The 19,122-nt window shown below is 46.7% G+C and carries 17 protein-coding genes and 1 riboswitch; of the genes, 4 read left to right on the top strand and 13 right to left on the bottom strand.

Annotated elements, in window-relative coordinates; all coding sequences use genetic code 11:
* Positions 1-66 precede the first annotated feature (66 nt).
* The 5 genes from M3M37_RS06475 to M3M37_RS06455 form a co-directional block, all read right to left on the bottom strand.
* Positions 67-909, bottom strand: a complete 843-nt coding sequence (locus M3M37_RS06475; protein WP_252794995.1) for a CPBP family intramembrane glutamic endopeptidase — start codon at positions 907-909, stop codon at positions 67-69.
* A gap of 108 nt (positions 910-1,017) precedes the next feature.
* Positions 1,018-1,200, bottom strand: a complete 183-nt coding sequence (locus M3M37_RS06470; RefSeq protein ID WP_252794994.1) for a hypothetical protein — start codon at positions 1,198-1,200, stop codon at positions 1,018-1,020.
* Positions 1,201-1,298: 98 nt separating this feature from the next.
* Entirely contained in the window at positions 1,299-1,847 is a 549-nt protein-coding gene (locus M3M37_RS06465; RefSeq protein ID WP_252794993.1) for a GNAT family N-acetyltransferase, read from the bottom strand.
* 100 nt (positions 1,848-1,947) lie between these two features.
* Positions 1,948-2,544 (bottom strand): ECF transporter S component, encoded by a 597-nt coding sequence (locus M3M37_RS06460; protein ID WP_252794992.1) that lies wholly within the window; start codon positions 2,542-2,544, stop codon positions 1,948-1,950.
* A 73-nt stretch (positions 2,545-2,617) separates the two neighbouring features.
* Positions 2,618-2,706, bottom strand: a riboswitch (TPP riboswitch).
* Between the two features lie 29 nt (positions 2,707-2,735).
* The gene (locus tag M3M37_RS06455; protein ID WP_252794991.1) at positions 2,736-4,103 is read right to left on the bottom strand and encodes a purine-cytosine permease family protein; all 1,368 of its coding nucleotides are present in this window, start codon (positions 4,101-4,103) and stop codon (positions 2,736-2,738) included.
* Between the two features lie 251 nt (positions 4,104-4,354).
* Here M3M37_RS06455 and M3M37_RS06450 point away from each other — a divergent pair, with 251 nt between their 5' ends.
* Complete coding sequence (locus tag M3M37_RS06450; RefSeq protein ID WP_252794990.1) at positions 4,355-4,624, top strand: hypothetical protein; 270 nt, start codon at positions 4,355-4,357, stop codon at positions 4,622-4,624.
* A gap of 59 nt (positions 4,625-4,683) precedes the next feature.
* Here M3M37_RS06450 and M3M37_RS06445 read toward each other — a convergent pair whose 3' ends face one another.
* From M3M37_RS06445 to M3M37_RS06435, 3 genes are read right to left on the bottom strand one after another with little or no spacing between them, the layout of a single operon-like run.
* Positions 4,684-4,953, bottom strand: a complete 270-nt coding sequence (locus M3M37_RS06445; protein WP_252794989.1) for a hypothetical protein — start codon at positions 4,951-4,953, stop codon at positions 4,684-4,686.
* Between the two features lie 17 nt (positions 4,954-4,970).
* The gene (locus M3M37_RS06440) at positions 4,971-6,056 is read right to left on the bottom strand and encodes an MFS transporter (protein WP_252794988.1); all 1,086 of its coding nucleotides are present in this window, start codon (positions 6,054-6,056) and stop codon (positions 4,971-4,973) included.
* 16 nt (positions 6,057-6,072) lie between these two features.
* Positions 6,073-6,213 (bottom strand): hypothetical protein, encoded by a 141-nt coding sequence (locus M3M37_RS06435; RefSeq protein ID WP_252794987.1) that lies wholly within the window; start codon positions 6,211-6,213, stop codon positions 6,073-6,075.
* 44 nt (positions 6,214-6,257) lie between these two features.
* Here M3M37_RS06435 and M3M37_RS06430 point away from each other — a divergent pair, with 44 nt between their 5' ends.
* The gene (locus M3M37_RS06430; RefSeq protein WP_252794986.1) at positions 6,258-7,640 is read left to right on the top strand and encodes a sugar porter family MFS transporter; all 1,383 of its coding nucleotides are present in this window, start codon (positions 6,258-6,260) and stop codon (positions 7,638-7,640) included.
* Between the two features lie 53 nt (positions 7,641-7,693).
* On the opposite strand, the gene addA is transcribed toward M3M37_RS06430, so the two are convergent.
* Genes addA through M3M37_RS06415 form a run of 3 tightly spaced genes read right to left on the bottom strand, consistent with a single transcriptional unit; the run spans position 7,694 to position 15,517 of the window.
* A complete protein-coding gene (addA, locus tag M3M37_RS06425; protein ID WP_252794985.1) occupies positions 7,694-11,422 on the bottom strand; it encodes a helicase-exonuclease AddAB subunit AddA in 3,729 nt (1,242 codons plus the stop codon).
* Entirely contained in the window at positions 11,415-14,957 is a 3,543-nt protein-coding gene (locus M3M37_RS06420; RefSeq protein WP_252794984.1) for a PD-(D/E)XK nuclease family protein, read from the bottom strand. The genes addA and M3M37_RS06420 overlap by 8 nt, the downstream gene beginning before the upstream one ends.
* Positions 14,954-15,517, bottom strand: a complete 564-nt coding sequence (locus tag M3M37_RS06415) for an SDR family oxidoreductase (RefSeq protein ID WP_252794983.1) — start codon at positions 15,515-15,517, stop codon at positions 14,954-14,956. Before M3M37_RS06415 ends, M3M37_RS06420 begins: the two co-directional genes overlap by 4 nt.
* Positions 15,518-15,693: 176 nt before the next feature.
* On the opposite strand from M3M37_RS06415, the gene M3M37_RS06410 reads away from it, so the two are divergent.
* Both M3M37_RS06410 and M3M37_RS06405 read left to right on the top strand, forming a co-directional pair.
* Positions 15,694-17,004, top strand: coding sequence for an NCS2 family permease (locus M3M37_RS06410; RefSeq protein ID WP_252794982.1), 1,311 nt, complete (start codon positions 15,694-15,696; stop codon positions 17,002-17,004).
* Between the two features lie 130 nt (positions 17,005-17,134).
* Positions 17,135-18,316, top strand: a complete 1,182-nt coding sequence (locus M3M37_RS06405) for a D-alanyl-D-alanine carboxypeptidase family protein (protein ID WP_252794981.1) — start codon at positions 17,135-17,137, stop codon at positions 18,314-18,316.
* A gap of 45 nt (positions 18,317-18,361) precedes the next feature.
* On the opposite strand, the gene M3M37_RS06400 is transcribed toward M3M37_RS06405, so the two are convergent.
* Both M3M37_RS06400 and M3M37_RS06395 read right to left on the bottom strand, forming a co-directional pair.
* Positions 18,362-18,724, bottom strand: coding sequence for a TIGR02328 family protein (locus M3M37_RS06400; protein ID WP_252794980.1), 363 nt, complete (start codon positions 18,722-18,724; stop codon positions 18,362-18,364).
* Positions 18,708-19,103 carry a YbgA family protein gene (locus M3M37_RS06395; RefSeq protein ID WP_252794979.1) on the bottom strand — a complete coding sequence of 132 codons (396 nt, stop codon included), beginning with the start codon at positions 19,101-19,103 and terminating at the stop codon, positions 18,708-18,710. Before M3M37_RS06395 ends, M3M37_RS06400 begins: the two co-directional genes overlap by 17 nt.
* Between the last annotated feature and the right edge of the window lie 19 nt (positions 19,104-19,122).

Genomic DNA, 19,122 nt, shown 5'->3' with positions numbered 1-19,122 from the left:
ATGAAAGGAGATTAATTAAATTAAAAAAGAGCAGGTTCTCATTGAACCTACTCCTTTTGCTGAACCTTAATTAGTTACTTTGAAATTGCTTAGAATCTGCTTGGAATTGCTTGGTCTAATAAAAGTAAATAAGATAAGAAGACTAATCACTATATAACAAATAGCATGAATAAATAAATCGGTATTACCACCGACGTAAGTAAGCGAATTTTGAATAAAATCAGAGGAAAAATCAAAACAAAAATGAACTATCATTGGCAAGATAATACTTCTCGTTCTTAAATAGATAACCCCCAAAATAATTCCCACGAATACCGTCAAAAAAATTTGCACAGCTACTTTAATTACGTTCTCACTATCTAACAATGGTCTCACCAAATTAACCAAATGCATTACAGCGAACATTAAACTGCTAACCAATAAAGCAGCCAAAATTCCTTTATAGCTTACTAACTTTCGCACATTAATAAAATACTTCAGAAGTGTGATTAACAAAATCCCTCGAAATAAATATTCTTCCAAAACACCAGCTTCAATGTCACTAATGAGGTTCATATAAGCGCCATTGTTAAACGTAAATTTAACGGCAAAAATATTGTATAAAAGACCTACCAATATGATTACTATCAATCCATCAACGACTAATTGTTTCCCCAACGGTACATTAGATAACCAAAAGATCTTCTCTTTCCAAAAAAAGTGATTGAAAAGCATCAAAACAATCAACATGATTAAATCAATGATTATAAACGATTGAAAGTTATTGGAATGTAGTGGGGTTAACCCAATCATCCCCAAATTACTTAAAAATAATTTCCCCACAATTGCTGGAATCAATACAATAATAAAAATGACACTCAAGACCCAAAATGCGGTGATTCCCCAAAATGAATTTTTGAATTTCTGCAATTGATAACCTCCTTTATTTCTAAATTTAGTCAACCTAATCAAGCAAAATATAATAAAACGATGTGAACTATAAAAATTAAATTCCACATCGTCCTAAAATATAATTACCTAAATCGGATTAGCCGCCACCCAGATAATAATTGCAATTACTGCAACTACAACTGCATACCAACCAAAATATTTGGTTTCTTTTTTTCTTAATTTCTTTACAACCCAAACTATCAAAGAAAACAAGGCCGTAAACAATAGAATCCCTGAAAGGGTCGTTAAAAATGAACTCAAACTATTCATATCTTTCTCCTAATAAATTATTTATTAAAGATTAATTTTTATTTTTTAAGTTTACATTATTATAATTTTAAACGCAAATTATGCTTAAAGACCCATGATTATTTACAATAATCTTCACGTAGCAACGAATAAATTGCTTCATCACAAACACCAGAAGTGTTAAGTCCTCGCTGCCGTAAGGTTCCTTCGTAAGTTAATCCGCATTTCTTAATTACCTTACCGGAGTTCACATTCCTGCGATCATGAATAATCTCAATTCTATTGACATCACTGTTTTGAAATAAATAAGCAATCACTAATTTTACAGCTTCGGGAGTATAGCCGTTCCCCCACCAATCGTGACCAATGCAAAAGCCAAATTCCATCAATTTAACGTGCTGGTCTTGATTCACGACGGAAACCGTTCCAATTAACTCGCCATTTTCTTTTAAAACAATTCCCCAATCATAATAATCAGGCTGCTGATACCACGGTTGCCGAATTTTCAAACTTTCTTTCGTCATTTCAATGGATTCATGTGCTGGCCACGTTAAATATTTGGTGACCCGTGGATCACTGGCCCAGTTATAAAACATCATAGCAGTATCGCTTTCCTGTAACGGCCGTAAAATTAGTCGCTCAGAGGTCAACTTTTGGGTTCCTGACATTGTAATTCCTCCTTGATTTCATGATTGAAACAACCATAAACCAAAAGACATAAAAAAGCGACCGTCCACTGACAGTCGCTTCATCATTCATAAATATGGCTCATTTTTCCAACAAATGAGCCCGTTCCAACATCCGCGCAATCAACAGTGAAAGCACACCACTGAAGATGAAGACGGATACCAATGCAACTACGAACAGTGTCGCAATCAAGCCCACGCTAAAGCCGGCATAGTCTTGTCTGATTAATTGGTACCCAAACGTAATCACCGTGGTGGTAATCGAAGTCAGCGTCACACTCAGCCAGCCGTAGTTCTTGTAGCCCGTGACCGCAAATCCAAGTTCAGAACTTACCCCTTGGATTAACCCAGAAATCAACGTGGAAGCACCCCAGATTCCGCCGAGCAACATTTCTACGACAGAACCCAGCAGTTCAGCTAACAATCCGGAACCGGGAATCCGAACTACCAATAGTGCCAGTGGACCAGCCATCGTCCAGAATCCGAGCAGGATCGAACCGGCAAACGGTGCCAAGCCCAACGGCGTTAATACCGCTGTCACGGCCGTGTAAATCGGGTCCATAATCCAGAAAATCAATCCCGTGATAATACCAATTAACGTTACTAAAATGATGTTTTTCAAATGCCATTCTGATACCCAGCGTTTCATAATTTCGTCCTCCGTTTGTAATTTAGCCATAATAAAAAGCACTCAACCACGGCTGAGTGCTTTGAAAAACGAATTTATGATTGCACTAGTAACAATCAGCTTTTCAAACGCGATAATCGTTCCCTGCGGCAGTCCTAACTACATCAGGTTCAATGGGTTTAATCTCAGCTCGTGGCACCCCAACTTTTTATTCTGAACTTATTATAACATATTTTTTCTTACTACTTCGTATTTTTTTCTAGGCCAAAACCACGGGACAATCCGTAGTAGACAATGGCGGAGAAAATCATCGAGATAAACGTAGCGCCGACGGTCTCTTTAATGACCGGCATGTTCTTCAAAACCAGGTACAAAATCACGCCTAAGACCAGTGTCACAATCGCAATCACGTTGTAACCACCCTGGTACCAGAGTTGTCCCTTTGGATTAGCCAAGGTTTGGGGCGTGTAATTCTTCCAGTTTAAGAGGAAGTAATCGACACACATGATGGCGATGATTGGTCCCAGCAGCATTCCCGTGTAGTCCAAGAAGGACGTGAAGGAGGCTAAGAAACTTCCGTTTAGCAACGGCACAAAGGTTAATAACATGGAAACAAGCGTAATAATAACCAATGACTTGTTGAAACTAACCTTGTGAAAGACGTTGTTCAAAGCGGAAGCCCCGGCCTGAATGTTAACCGCGTTGGCCGTCATACTGGTCAAGACAATCACAATCATAGCGATGAAGCCAAGGCCAAGCTTATTGGCAATGATACTAGGATCAGAGTTGTTCGGATCGTAACTTCCAGACGTCATGGCCACGCTAATCGTGGTACAAATCCCAATCAACGTGAAACTCATTAACCCGAGCAGGGCGCCCCAGAACGGAGCACTGATGGCCACGTGCTTTTTGCGCGTGAACCGGGTAAAGTCAGCGGCACCGGTAACCCAGCCTAGACTAGCATCGGCAATCGTATCGATTCCCAGCCCAAACGGCATCTTTTGTGCCGCTGGAATCCGATAGTGTAACAGGTCGGTCATGGAAACGTTCTTAAAGACCACAATCGTTTCCAAAATCACAAAGATGATGACCAGCACGACTCCAATCCGTTCCACTAACTGCACGGAACGTTGGCCTGCCACGATACTCAAAATGTGTAGCACACTCATAATTCCAATTCCGACAATCATCCCGAGGTTCCCACCCGGATGACCAAAGAGTGGCCAGTTAAAGAGGCTATGGAAAATGAAGGCTAACGAGGTTGCCGCAATGAAGGTATTCACGGCCGTCCATCCCAAGAACAAGGTGATGTTAATCAGCGACGGAATAATACTTCCGCGAATCCCGAACGATCCCCGGGATAACACTGTGGTCGTGGCTCCGGTTTGGTAACCCACGTATCCCAACATGCTCAAAAAGATGTAGGCCAGCACTCCGGCAATTAACGTTGCGGTCGTCCCACCAATCAAGCCACAGGCGGCTACCACGCCCCCGATGAACCAGGTCCCGTTATTGGCGTTCGCGCCAAACCACGTGGCAAACATGTCCCAGTAGTTCATATTCCGTTCGTCTTGTGGAATGACTCGGAACGCGTACTTGCTATTATTCAATATAGTTTCCTCCAAAATATTAACATTTTGTGTCTGTTTTATATCAATAATCGTCTTTCTTAGTATAGCAGAGATTAGTGCGAAACGGTAGCACTGCCAGTAATTCTAGCCCGTTTGTGATGTTGGTTAGAATTAGCTTATAATCAAAACTAACTAACGCCCCAATCCCTTCACAAGCTCAAATTATTCCCCCCGTGAAAGCGGAAACATGATAAAATAAAGGTAGGAACATCGCAGAAAGGAGAATCGCAATGGTTATCTTATTACATGCATTAATCGGAATCGTTGGTTTCGTAAGTGCCGGCGTTTTAGGAATTAGTTTCATGGGTCACACCCAAGAACTATCCACGATGCAACGTTGGTCATTGATTTTAACGGTTAGTGCCGTTGGAATCACCGCCGTGCTTGGTCTGTACTACATGGCTGGTATTTGGGGCGCTTTAGTTTCTGGCCTCTTATTAGCCTACTTTGAATACGTGTGCTTCTTTAAAGAACCCAAAACGGTTCACGAACACCAATAAAACAGATTAAAAAAATCCGCTAGCCTCGTTTGGTTAGCGGATTTTTGTTTGGCGCAGCTTTATTTAAGTTTCACTAGGCCCACGGCAAGCGTGCCGGCAATCCAGAACAAACTCCCAATTAGCATTAACGTCGGTAACGAATTACCAATCAACGGTAAGATCAGCACGCTTAGGAGCGAAGCCACAATTTGCGGGACACAAACTTGGGCGTTAAATAGCCCCTGATAGACTCCGGCATTCTGTGCTGGAATCGCATCCATCACAAAAGCCAATGGGTAGATGATAATCCCAGCCCAGCCAACTCCAATTAGAATGAAGGCCAGCACCATGCCTAAGATTGGTGTCGTTAGACAGGTAGGGAGCGGGATCCAATTAGAATGAAGGCCAGCACCATGCCTAAGATAGAATGTAAAATTCCAATCCCCACAAAGCCCACGGCTCCAACCGCTAAGCTTCCGCCCAATGCATGCACTTGATACCGGCGTGGCACCCGGCCTAATCCTACTGCCAGAACGGAGGCGGCTAAGGCGTACACTCCGGATAACACCCCAAAGAGATTTCCTCCCTGCTGGTACGCCGCACTGGCTGGATTAGTGGTGTGATAAACGTTGGCAGCAATGGTTCCGGCACCGTATGTCCACAACAGCGCAAAGGCCACGAAACACAGCCCCTGCACTAGCGCAATCGTCCAAAAAATCGGTGGTGCCTGCTTGATTAACTGCCAGTAACTCGGCTTCGTCTGCGCCGGTGGTCCTTGATACAGCTCCAGTTCCGCTGGTGTGTACTCACGGACGTTCATCACCGTCAAAATGGCACAGATGGTTAGCACGGCCGCCGCCAAGTAGAAAACCAGTTTCATGGTCAACGGGGCGGCACCCGGTCGCGCCACGTTGCTAACGCCGAGAACCGACAGGAGCCACGGGGTAATGGCGGCTAAGATGCTTCCGCCGTTAACCATAATGCTTTGCAGCGAGGTGACCTGTCCTTTTTGTTCACTACTAACCATGTCGCCAATCAGGATCTTAAAGGGTGCCACACAGGAGTTCGCGGCCACGATGTACAGTAACACCAGTACCGCTCCAATTCCCAAGACCACGGAAATCGGTAAGCCCCAGTCCCCGGCGTTCGGCAGTAAAATCAGGGTCAGGTCAGCAATGATCGTGCCTCCGACCAGGTAGGGAATCCGGCGGCCTAACTTAGGTAACCACGTGGCGTCTGAAAACCGGCCCAGGATGGGTTGGGTAATCATTCCGGTAATTGGCGGAATTAAAAACAAGAACGCTAGCATCTGCGGACTGGCTCCAAACGTCTGAAACAGGCGACCCAGCTGGGAATTTTCTAATCCCAGTGACATTTGGGCACCCAGTAGGCCGAAGCTCAACCAAAAAAGTTGACTGAACCGTAATCGTGGTAATGGTTGTTGCTGTTTCATCGGGCCACTCCCTTTCTCAATTTAAAGATAATGTCATTGTACCGGCATCAAATCCTGGATTCAAACCTTTTATGGTTGTTAAAAATTCACAATAGCAAAAATATTTTTCACAAAAAGGGTTGCCAATTCCTTTGTAAGCGGTTACAATTAATTTCATAAATTGTTCATCCATAAAAAATGAACGAGAAAGAAGGGACTATCGTGAAAAAACCACGTTTAAGCATCGCATTTATTTTCATCTTTGGAGCACTCGGTGGACTGCTCTTCGGATTTGATACAGGGATCATTTCCGGAGCTTCACCATTAATTGAAGCTAACTTCCACCTCAACACGGAACAAACTGGATTTATTACTTCTTCCGTATTGATTGGATCCGCCATCGGAGCCTTATCAATCGGATCATTATCTGATCGGTTTGGACGGAAAAAACTATTAATCCTCGCTTCCATTCTCTTTTTGGTTGGTTCCGGATTATCCGCTTTTGCCACGGGCTTTGTTCCCATGGTCATCGCTCGAATTATCCTCGGATTAGCAGTTGGGGGCGCTTCTGCCTTAACTCCTGCTTACCTGGCCGAATTAGCCGACAAGGAACACCGGGGTTCATTAGGAACCATGTTCCAGTTAATGATTACGCTGGGAATTTTACTAGCTTACGTTTCTAACTTGGCCTTCTTGGGTCACAACCTCCTAGGGATTCGTGACTGGCGGTGGATGCTCGGATCAGCTTTGATTCCAGCCATCCTGCTCTTCATCGGTGGGGTATTACTGCCTGAATCACCACGTTACCTGGTGGAAAAAGGAAAAACTAAAGAAGCTCGTGAGGTCTTAGACCAATTACGGGCTGGTACCAACGATGATCCAGAAGCAGAAATCAAAGAAATTGAATCAGTTTCCCACCAAGAAAAAGGTGGTTTAAAGGAACTCTTCACGGTGGCTCGTCCCGCTTTAATCGTGGCCATCGGACTGATGCTCTTCCAGCAATTAGTCGGAATTAATGCCGTAATTTACTTCTTGCCACAAGTATTCATGAAAGGTTTCCACTTCCCAGCTTCCGGTGCCATCTGGATTTCCGTTGGAATTGGGATTGTCAACTTTATCGTGACGGTGCTCGCTTACCTTATCATGGACAAGGTGAACCGGAAAACGATTTTAATGTTTGGTTCAGTCGTGATGGGTGTTTCTTTGGGACTGTTAGCCATTCTAAACTTCACAGTCAGCATCAGTGTGGCCGCGATTCCAACTATCATCTTGATTGCGGTTTACATCTTCGGTTTCGCCATTTCCTGGGGTCCGATTGCCTGGTTAATGATTGGAGAAATCTTTCCACTCTCCGTTCGGGGAATTGGAACAGCGATTGGTTCAGCTGCCAACTGGATTGCTAACTTTATCGTTTCCCAGTTCTTCTTAACCATCCTCGCTCTCTTCCACAACAACGTGGGTGGTCCCTTCGCAATCTTTGCTTTCTTCGCCTTCCTTTCACTAGGATTCGTTTACTACTTTGTTCCAGAAACCCGGAACAAATCATTGGAACAAATTGAAGGAGAACTCGTTAGTCGTTACAACGACAAACAGAAAAAAGCTTAAGCAATTAAAAAAGAAAGTCAGCTCCGTTAGGAGTTGGCTTTCTTTTTTTGTGTTTAGTTTTCGTTTGGATCAATCGACACCAATTGCTGATTTCCCAACAAATACAAATACTTCTGCCGCACCGGCTCGTGCAAGATATCCTGCAGGGCCAGCGCATAGAGGTTCACTTGACCCGTGTACTGGTCCTTAATTTGCTCAACCGAGGACTTTGGATCAGCCGGATTCACAAAGCTCGTCTTGTAATCAAACAAAATCGGACCTTCATCCGGATCGTCCAAATACCCGTCAATAATTCCGTGCACCAAAATCTGTTGGTGCGGGTCATTGTGAAATTCCGAAAAGAGCCGTTGCGCTTTGATAATTAGCGAGAACGGAACTTCCCGGTGCAAGCGATCCGGAAATTGGAGAATCCGTTGCCCGACGTGGGTTTGATAGAAGGCCACAATCGCATGCCGGCTAATTTGTTTGGCAACGGTAGCGGTTAACAAATTACCTTCCACCAGTTGCTCAATCAGTGCTTTGACGTGTTCTTCATCAACCGGTTGGTTTACATCCAGCTTCTGCAAGACCAAGTGGGTTGCCGTCCCGACTTCTTGGGGTGTCGGTTGCGCCACCGTCTGCATGAACTGCGGTTGAGCAAATTGCTCACTTTGGTACCGGGTCCGCTGCAACACCTGGTGTTCCGGATCGGCCACACTGCCCAATTGAATGTTATCGGGATCATCAAATTGACGCTTAATCTCTGAAACCGATTGATAGGCCGTCGTTTGGGTGGCATCCGCAAACGGGTACTGAAATTCCAGCTGGTGCTTAATTTCAGCTGGATCCGTGGCCGTTCCAGTGAAATCCAGATCCGTAGCGGTGGCTACTGCTGAAGTCGTTGTCTGTAGTTCCTCAGGGTGCACAAACTCCACCGTAAATTCACTCGGATCAGACTGAAGCTCGGTTAAAGTCAAGTCATCGTCTAGCAACGCTTGAAACTGGGGATGCCGCACGAGGGCCATTCCCATCCAATCGAGAAAGTTAGTGGCACTACTCCGCGTTGCTTGGTTAATCACCAAATTTGGGCTTTGCCCAGCCTGAGTCCAGGTTTGCAGGGTGCGCTCTTCGGCCGTTTGCTTGGTCGTTCCCTTCACAATCCCGGTGATGATTAACTTTTGCTTGGCCCGGGTTAAGGCCACGTAGAGCTTCCGCATTTCTTCGGCTTGGGCCTTTCGTTTTAACGCATTCGTAATTGCCACATATTGCAACGTTTTCACCCGTTCGTGTCGGTCAGGGTAGTAATACTTAATTCCCAGTCCCATCTGATCATCAACCACAAAGGACTGCTTCAGTTCCGTATCGTTGGCCTTGTGATTCGCATCAATCAAAAAGACCACCGGATATTCGAGTCCCTTACTCCCATGAATCGTTTTCACGGTCACGGAGTCTGGATCCACGTCGACGCTGGCTTCCGCTAGGTCGTTATCGTCCTTCTGCAGTCTTTTAATGAACTGGACAAAGGCAAACAGTCCCTGAAATCCGTTACGTTCATATTCTTCCGCGCGTTGGTAGAGCGCGTGTAAATTAGCCTGCCGTTTCTTGCCCGCTGGCATCCCACCCACGTAGTCTAAGAAGCCAGTTTGGTTGTAAATCTCCCAGATCAGTTCGGCTAAACTATGCTTGGTGGCGTAATCACGCAGTTCCGTGAGCTGATCGAAAAACTGTTCGACTTTGCTCCGCACCCGGTTGCCAAATTCCGTCTGTTGTTGCTGCTGGTAGCCCTGCCGAAAGTCCAAAACGGCCTGGTAGTAATTCCCGGTCTTTTTCGTAATCCGGATGAAAGCGAGTTCGTTTTCATCTAAGCCCACCAACGGAGACCGCAGTACGGCTGCTAACGGAATGTCCTGCGCCGGATTATCAATGATTTGCAGCAGCGACAGCATAATTTGAATTTCGGTCGTCTTGAAGTAACTCTCCGACCCATCACTGTTCAGCGGGATTTGGTGTTCGGCAAAGACGTTCGCAATCTCAAAGTTATTCCGTTTGGTCGAGGATAACAACGCAATGTCGCCGTACTGTAACGGTCGTTTGGCTCCTGCCTTCCGGTCATAAACCTGAAAACCATCGTTCATCATCGTTTCAATCTTATTAGCAATTAGCTCAATTTGTCGCTGGTCGTTAGTTAACTGATCTTGTTCGTTGAGATTAGCTTGATCATCCGCCAGAAGGAGTAACTCCGTCTTAGTGTCTAAATCGGCTGGATAATCCCGCGCCCCAAACTGCAACTGTGCATCGCCGGTATAATCAACTTCGCCAAAGGAGCGGTCCATGATCTGTTCAAAGACGAGGTTCGTAAAATAGTCCACGTTTGCAACCGACCGAAAGTTATCGGGCAACGTAATCAACTGATTCTGTTCCGAATCTGGATAATCATGGTACTTGTCCATGAACATTTGCGGATCCGCCAACCGAAAGCGGTAGATGGACTGCTTCACATCTCCCACCATGAAGAGGTTCGGCCGTTCTGGGTTTTTAATCGTCCCCAAAATGGCATCCTGCAGGTGGTTATTATCTTGGTATTCATCGACCATGATTTCGTTAAACTGCTGCTGGAGTTGCGTGCGCAGCGCCGTGCCCACTTCGGATTGATCGTTTAAAATTTGAAACGAGAAGTGTTCAATGTCAGTAAAGTCATAGGCATGTCGCTGCCGCTTCACCTGGGCGTATTCTGTCGAAAACTGCTTTACAACCTCGATTAACTTCTGAATCAGCTGAGCCGCATCGTCATTCAGTTGCTGCAAACTCGCTTCGTCGGTCCAAAAGTAATTTTTGCTGATCTCTTCAATTTGCTTTTTCGCGGAGTTCCGTAAATTTTTACACTGCTCTTTGACATCCAGCTGTTCTTCATCGAAATCCTTTTTATTAATGCTGGGGAAACGTTTGAACCCATTCTGAGTATCTTCAAATACCGCTCGGAGCTGATCCCAACCCAGAGAGGCTAGTTGCCCGGCCACTGCTGCAAGTTGTTCTTGTTCATTTACCAAAAACGACTCAACTTTTTCAATTCCCGCGCGGTGCGCTAATTCGCGAGCTTGCTGATACGAGGCTTGGATTTGTTCCAGCTGATTCTGCAAATCCGGCAGTAAGTGGTCCCGGTATAAACGACTTTCGGTCAAGGCACCGTCCGTCCGGTAAAAATCCCCTAACTGGTCAATCCACTGCTCCGGATCCTGGTTTACGTTCGCCAGTTCATAGAGCCGGAACACCAAATCAGTTAAGCCATCATCACTTCGGTCGTTAGAAAAGTTCCGGGTTAATTGAGCAAACCGGTGGTCCCGGTCGTTACCGTACAATTCTTCCCGGACCTCATCCCAAACCTCACTCTGTAACAGCGTCCGCTCACTCTTATCCGTTAAAATCCGAAAATCGGGATCGAGATTAATAACGTAGTAGTACCGTTTCACCAGCCACAGACAAAAGGCATCCATCGTTTCAATGTGGGCGGTGGTGAGTTTGCGCAGCTGGCGCACTAAATGTTGTTTGGCCGATGACTCCTGCGTTTGGTTTAATTCCGTTTGCAGGGCCCCGTTAATTCGTTCTCGCATTTCTTGAGCAGCGGCGTTCGTGAAGGTCACAATCAGTAACTGATCCACGTCTACGCCGTCCTTGATTTTGCGCATCACTCGTTGGGTCAACACGCTGGTCTTCCCGGAGCCCGCCGACGCAGACACCAGAATGTTACCGTCGTAATCATTCTGAATCGCAGCGAGTTGTCCCGGGGTCCACTGGGTTTCACTCATGATTGCCTCCTTTCTGTTCTGCTCGTAACTTTTCTAGGACTTCCGCCATGCTGAGGTTCTCCACCTCTCGATAGTTATTCTCTGCCAGTAACGGATCAAATTGCATCACGGATTGATAGGCCGAATTGGTGATGTTGGATTTGTCCTGGAACCGAGCTGGCCACAACCGGGTATCGCCCGCAAAAATGCGGTTTCCGGCCGTTTGAATCAACTGTTCCGTGTGATTGATTACCCGGTTTAGATCGGCTTGTGAAATGATTTTGCTATCCTTATAGAAATCTCCATCATTCTTAAATCTAAACGGATAAACAGCGCTCACGTCCTGATCACCTAGCGATTGCAAGACGTCTTTATCCGCCAACAAAATCCCATTGTACTTGTGTTTTTGTAACAAACGTTGCTGAATTTGTTGTGGATCCTGCCAGTTTTTCAGTTCCGTATAATCCAGCACCGGATCAAAGACGTGCAGGTACAAAGCGCCAATCAAACGCGCCTGCTCCGTGTCTCCGATGGATTCCAAATTCTGTAATACGGCATCCATGTACGTCATCATCTGCATGGCGGTTCCATCGTAGACCTGCGCAAATTTAATCTCGCGCTCACTTGATTTGTAGTCCACGATGTTGAGGTAGTCCGTCCCATCGACGTCCATCCCATCGATTCGGTCAATCCGCCCCTGCACACTAACTTGTTTGTGATTATCTAAAGCAAACTTCAGCTCTTGGTAGTGTTTACCCGGGCCAAAGGCGACCTCGGTTTGGCGAGGCCGCATGTGCACGTGCCGAGCTTGATTCCGCAAGGCCTGCGCCATCTCAGTCACTGTCTTAATCAATTGATTCTTAATGTAGTTCATCCGCTCCGAACTTTGCAAAATTTCGTAGCGTTGCGCCTGATCATCCTCAATCAGCTTCGTGGTGACTTCCGTGACTAGCTCCGTAACCTGTTGATCATCTAAATCCCCTAGTTCCAGCTGTTGCTGGTTTACCAGTTTCATCAAGTGGTCGAGCGCTTCATGGTAGAAGGTTCCCGTATCGGCTGGATTAATCTCAAATTCATCCCGCTCTTTGAGTCGCAACCCGTACTCCAAAAAGTATTCGTACGGATTGGAATAAAACTCTTCCAATTTGGAAATCGAAGTCAGAATTTGGTTCCCATATAGACCCGTCACAATCTCATTGGTCAATGGCGTCGGTTCGTTACGATAATCCAAACTGCTCATCAGATTACGCGTCAATCGTTGCAGTTGCGGATTAGCATCCTGCTCTAACGTAGTCCGAACTGCTGCCCAACTAGCGTTTAACTTTTGCTGTTGCTTCCGACTAGCTAGCGCGGCTGGAATCAAGTACTTCAACGTGGCCCGGGGCGACCCTAGATACGGCTGCACGTCCAATTCATTCGCATCAGGTTGAGCGTGAAATACCTCGGGCGTCAGCTGGAAAAATTCCTGAATCCGCTGCACGTAGGGGGATTGCTTCAATAACGTATCATCAGCCCCATTACCCGCGTGGTGGGAAAAATACAGCTGATCCTGCGGCGTCAGAAAGGTTAAGTAGTCTTCGTACGGTTCCGCGACCATTTTCGTTTCGCTAGTGGTAGCTAAAAACTGATCCGGGGCTAACTGCTCACTCAGTTGATCTCGATCCCCATCACTCAGCAGACTCTGGCGTTCAATTCGGACCGGTAAGCTGTGGTCATCAGCGCCGACCACAATCGTAATCCGTTTATCGCGGAGGTGGTACCGCCCCATTTCTGAAATCGTTACCTGATCTAAGGTCGACGGAATCTGGGAGTAGGTGGCGCCTACAAAACCAGCTTGTAGAAGGGCTAAGAAGTCATCCTGCACGAATTCCTGGTCCCCTAATACGTTCACGTAGTCGTCTAAAATGTGGCAAAATTCATTCCACACCTGCTCGGCCTGTCCGGCTTCCTGAAGATTCCCGGCTTCAGTCGCCTGTTGTTGCCATTCTTGCAAACGGTCAGGGACTCCATGGTTCACCAAAAACTGGTACAGGATTTGCGCCGCTTCCCGACCGGTCTTGGCTTTCGTCAGCCGGCGGTAGAACGGCGGTAAATTATCTTTCACAAAGTGGCGAATCTGATTGATGGCCTTTGAAAACGCCTGATTCTTGTCCACGACCACGCCCGTGGTTTCATCCACGACGGTCGTGTACTTCCAGTCTTCTTGCTGCGTCCATTTCTTACCGTAGTAGCCGTTTTTCAAGACTAGGTTTTCACACAAGGCCAGTTGCCAGCGAAAGTCCGCTAGTTTTTCAGTTTGTTTGGGAATTAACAGCTCCGTTTTCAAGAGCTTCATCACGTCTTCGTAGCGATAGTTGCGGGCCCGGTTGGGCTTGTAAATCGCAAAGAGGGCCTGTAACAGTACTACCAACGGATGATTTTCCATCTGCTTCTGGATATCCGTAAAGTACGGGATTTGTTGCATTGAGAAAATGGGGTCAATGATGTTTTCGTAATCACTCAAATTCCGAGCAACCACCAAGAAATCCCCGTACCGGTACTTCCCGGTGGCGACTAATTGGCGAATCTTGGTCGAAACGTTCATTAACTCATCAAAGGGCGTCGCAGCCTGTAACACGTGCACCGCTGGATTAGATCGCGGTGCCTCCGGTAATTGCCGGTCTAACTCGCTACTACTAATCCAGTATTCTTCTAACTGTTGTAACCCGGGTTGTAAGTCCCGCGTGGGGGCATACTGATCGGGTAGAATCCGGCTGTGTGCTTGCGCATATTGGTATAACCGGTAATAGAGCCGGCCTGGTTGCGCAAAGAATGCTTCAGGTGCGGGAGCCACCTCGCGAACGGGTTGATCCAGCGTCAAATCGACCACCACGTGCGCTCTGCGAATCAAGGTGTGAACTAACTGCAGTTCCTGCGCGGTCAGCTCACTAAAACCAGTAAAGTAAAAGTGGAGCTGCTCTAACTGCTGAGCGGGCATCCGCAAAAGGTACTCGTTCAATAGTTCCAAGGTCGCCGCTTTATACAAATATTTCCCGTCGGTTGCGGCTAAAAAAGCCCGGTAAATGATAGCTAGATCATGGAGCTTATTGCGTAATTCTCCGGTCGCTGTCTGTTGCAGCTGCTGTAAATCATCGGGACTAACGTTCCCCTGCTGCAACTCCATCAGTTGCTCGGCGACCTGCTGAATAAAACCGGCTTGCTTGCCTTCGCCCCGGTAGATGGTTAAATCGGCTTCGTGGTCGGTGATAATCTGGAAAATAATCATATTAATGGCCACTGAAGATAACTGAGGGACTTGATAAGCCGGATGATCCCGCAAAAAGTACCAAATCAGCCGTGAAAACGAGAACGTTTGAATTTGGTTTTGCGCGTAGGTCGCCTGTTCTTCCAAGTTCAATCGTTTCAGCGTCCCCAATTCTGCTTCGAATTTAACGTTATTCGGAACAATTTGAAAGTACTGATCGCTGGGATGCTGCGCGGCAGACGTTTGCATCGCTTGAATCACTTGCCCCGCATGGTCCGTACTCGCCTTTCCCAGGATAAACTGTAAACTCATTCTTCCTCCTCTGCGGTTTCAATCACTGCAATCGATTGATTCTGGTATTTACCTTGTAAACCCGCTTTAATTAAATTACTAATTGTTTCATATGAAACAACGCCCTCGGGGACAAGCTCCCCTTCGTTGAATAATTGGGCGGGACCCTGTTTTTCAGACACTAACCTGCCGGGGCGAATAATCAGGTACGGTAGTTCCGTTTCATCAATCAATTTGATGGCATACCGTTGTTCACGCAGGTATTCTGCGACGTCCGTAACCCCGGGATAATTCAAAGCACCTTGGACTTCGCCGTCAATTCCAGCGGACGAGACCAAAATCCAGCGCTGGACCGTTACGCGTTGATGTTGCAAGGCGGCATCGACCGCCTCCACCACTAGGTCTACATCGTTCGGACCAGCCGTGATCACTATGGCAGCTAGTTGTGGCGGCAACTGGGCGTAGGTAGCCTCCTCGGTTAACTGCTCCTGCTTTATAATTACGTGATTGGTTGCATTTAATTGGTGTTTTACATTAGTGGTTAAGGGACCGTTCCCCACCACTAAAATTGAATTTGTCATGGTTTCACCTCGTTCTTTCTATTTTAGCATCTCCGCTTCTATTCCCCGTAAATTAAAATCCACTCATTTTTTTAAGAAAACTTAAAGTTCGGGTTTGAATTATTTGGAGCGCCGTTGTATGATTAGAAAGTAATCTTAAAATCAAATCGCGAACATTAGACGTAAGGGAGATTTTTATGGGAACTAAAATCGCGTCGTTTTTCAACTTTAAGGAGCTCGGGACGAACTTCCGCACGGAAACGCTCGCCGGAGTAACGACCTTTGTTTCAATGGTCTACATCCTCTTCGTTAACCCCCAGGTTTTAGGGGCAGCCGGAATGGACAAGGGAGCGGTCTTTACCGCCACAGCCATAGCAACTGCCTTTGGATGTATTTTGATGGGAGTCATTGCGAACTATCCGTTTGCGCTGTCAGCCGGGCTGGGAGTGAATGCCTTCTTCGCCTACTCTGTTTGTATCGGGATGAAGGTGCCGTGGCAAACGGCCATGAGTGGGGTCTTCATTGCCTCAATCCTCTTCATCATTTTAACGGCAATGAAACTGCGGGAAAAAATCATCAATGCGATTCCCGTAGATTTAAAGGCCGCGATTGGAGGCGGAATTGGACTTTTCATCGCCTTCATCGGCTTTCACGATGGGGGCCTGGTGGTTGCTAACAAGAGTACGTTGGTCAGCCTCGGTTCCCTCACTAATCCGTTGACCTTACTCACGGTGGCAGGCTTAATCATCACCCTCTTCTTGATGAGTGCCAAGGTTCCCGGAGCCATCTTCGTTGGGATGATCATTTCCTCCGCAATTGGAATGATTACCGGCATTATCAAACTCCCTACGGCAATTGTTGCTGGTGTGCCCAGCATCAAATCAACTTTTTTAGTCGGACTCTTCAACGTGGATAAAATTAACACTCCGCAGTTGTTCGTCGTGGTACTAACCTTCCTGCTGGTAACCTTCTTTGATACAGCCGGAACCCTGATTGGCCTGGCAGAACAAGCCGGTTACATGCGCAACAACCAAATGCCTCGGGTTGGAAGAGCCCTCGCTGCTGATTCAACGACCATGTTAGTCGGATCACTGCTGGGAACTTCCCCGATGAGTGTCTACGTCGAATCATCCGCCGGAATCGCCGTGGGTGGTCGCTCTGGATTCACCGCCATCGTTACGGGAATTATGTTCATCTTTGCGATGTTCTTCTCCCCGTTACTGGCTGTGATTACCAGTCAAATTACGGCGCCCGCCTTAATTATCGTTGGGGTTTTGATGGCTAAATCGCTCGCACAGGTCGACTGGAGCAAGTTTGAATTAGCTGCCCCAGCGTTCTTAATCGCAGTCGGAATGCCACTAACGTACAGTATCTCAGATGGAATTGCGCTCGGTTTCATCGCCTACCCAATTACCATGATTGCCGCTAAACGGGGTAAAGAAGTGGGTTGGATGATGTACGCCTTAGCAATTGTCTTCCTGATTTTCTTCTTGATTCTAAAAAATTAAATTATTTACCTAAAAAGTCATTTCTCGTTGAAATGCCTTTTTAGTTTGGTCGAAAACTATGACATAGATTGATATAATAAAGGTAATGGCCTCCATGGGCTAAATCTTTTGGAAAGCGTGGTCTCCGTTAATGGACAACCAATTTAACCAGCATCATTATCATCGCTCTCGTTCCTGGTTTACCCGGAAACGGACTGGAATCATCATCGTAGTTTTACTACTACTCATTAGTGGTGGAGCTGCCGGCATCGCTTATCATTCCTACCAAGCTCAGTCGGCTCCCAAACCCGCTAAGACCATCCCAGTTAAAAAACACACCAATACCGTTGCTTTGGCCAAACCGCTGCATCTCAACCAAACCAAGGCCCATCAGGCCATCGTGATTGATGCCCAAACCGGACAGGTGCTGGGTGAAAAAAACGCTAATCAACAGGTCGGAATCGCCTCAGAAAGTAAGATGTTAACCGCCTATGCCGTGTTAAAAGCCATTAAAGCCAAAAAGATTACCTGGAATACGGAAGTCCCGATTACCAAAAAATCAGATTGGTCCCACAAAGATCCCAACGTCTATGCCCACCTCGATGTTCATGAAGGCGAAAAACTGCAGGTCAGAACCCTCTTTAATGCCATGTACACCCTGTCTGCTAACGACGCGGCCTTTGCCCTTGCAGACTTCATGAAACCCAAGAGCTTAACCCAGCAACAGGCGCTAACCAAGTGGGCCCAGGAACTGAACCTCCGGGGCTCCAAGTGGTTTAACGCGGCAGGACAACTAAACCGGAACGCCGGGGCTTACAAGGTTAGCCACCAGAAGTGGAATGCCGAAAATACGGCAAGTGTGGCACAAGTGGCCAAAATGGCCTACCGAAACCTTCAAATTAGTCCGGAACTTCACCAGGATTATCATGATCTTGACTTTATCTATCATCCAAAACCAGACCAATCCAAATCTCTAGAAACCGAACTATCACGTTTTCAAAAGGGCGTTAAACCTCACTTGAATAATCCATTGAACCTCAGCTTCAAAAACTACAAAACGGGATCTAGTCCCAAATACGGGGGCGGCATTTCCGCCTTCATGCAAGCTCCTGATGGACACCAGTTTATCGTCGTTGTAGATGGGGCTGGACCTTACATCAGTCGGGCGCCCCGCTTTCAAGAGAGCGTTAATGCTTTAAATGAAGTCTTAGCGCACAAACAACCCATCTCGTTCCAGAAGGGACAAGAAGTTACGAACCTGAAAACCATTGATGAACCGCACGCCCACTCCACCCGGGTTAAGAAAAAAGCCGTTTATTGGAATGACAAATAAAATAGCAAAAATGCAGCCAGAAATGATGCTTTTCCGGCTGCATTTTTACACTTTCTTCGTCCGCTCTGCCAGTAGTCGCTCACACAACTGCAGATAAGCATCATCATGCTCTGGATAAATCGGCTTAGTTAATGAACAGGAAGTCAGTTCCTGATATGCTGGACAAGTTTTGCCCCGATACTCCGGTTGGCGCCAATTTTGATCCGGATGGTAGCCCCGGCGTTCCATCTCGTCCATCACCAGCATGTGAAACTGAAACAATTTATACGGTGAATGCTGAAAGACGTAGTTCACGGTCGCATGCTTACGACCCCAACCGTTGCCCCGCAACGCTGCACACTCCCGGTGTTGTCCTAGCAGTTGTTGGCGAGGTAGTTTCTGAATCAAGGCTTCATGCCAGAGGCGCATGGTCATCATCCTCCCATTCTTGTAATAACCGACTTTGTAATAAGTAGTCAACCCGATACTGGTGTGCCAACGTCAGTAACAACGGCCTTACGCGATCCACTTCGGGCGTCAAGTCTGCCAACGCCGCTTGGAATTCCGCCTTTTCTGCTGGTGTGGCACTCCGTTTAAAGTAACCCCAGACGTGTTGATAGGTGTTACGCAGGGTTTTAACTGTTGGCTGCATTTCGCCCGCGGCCAACAGCAGTTCGTGGGCAATTACTGCCTTATCATCGTCCCACTGGTTGTTGCGGGTCAAGCGACGCCAGGCATTGTATAAATGCTGGGAGTGCGCCATTATCCAATACTTTTGGTACGCCCAGTCTGCTTGCCATTGTTCCATAACGTCCTCCCGTTCCAAA

Origin of the sequence: Fructilactobacillus carniphilus, from assembly GCF_024029675.1 — a bacterium.
GTDB lineage: Bacteria > Bacillota > Bacilli > Lactobacillales > Lactobacillaceae > Fructilactobacillus > Fructilactobacillus carniphilus.
Note: the sequence above shows the minus strand (reverse complement) of the source record. Positions and strands in the feature narration are given on the sequence as shown.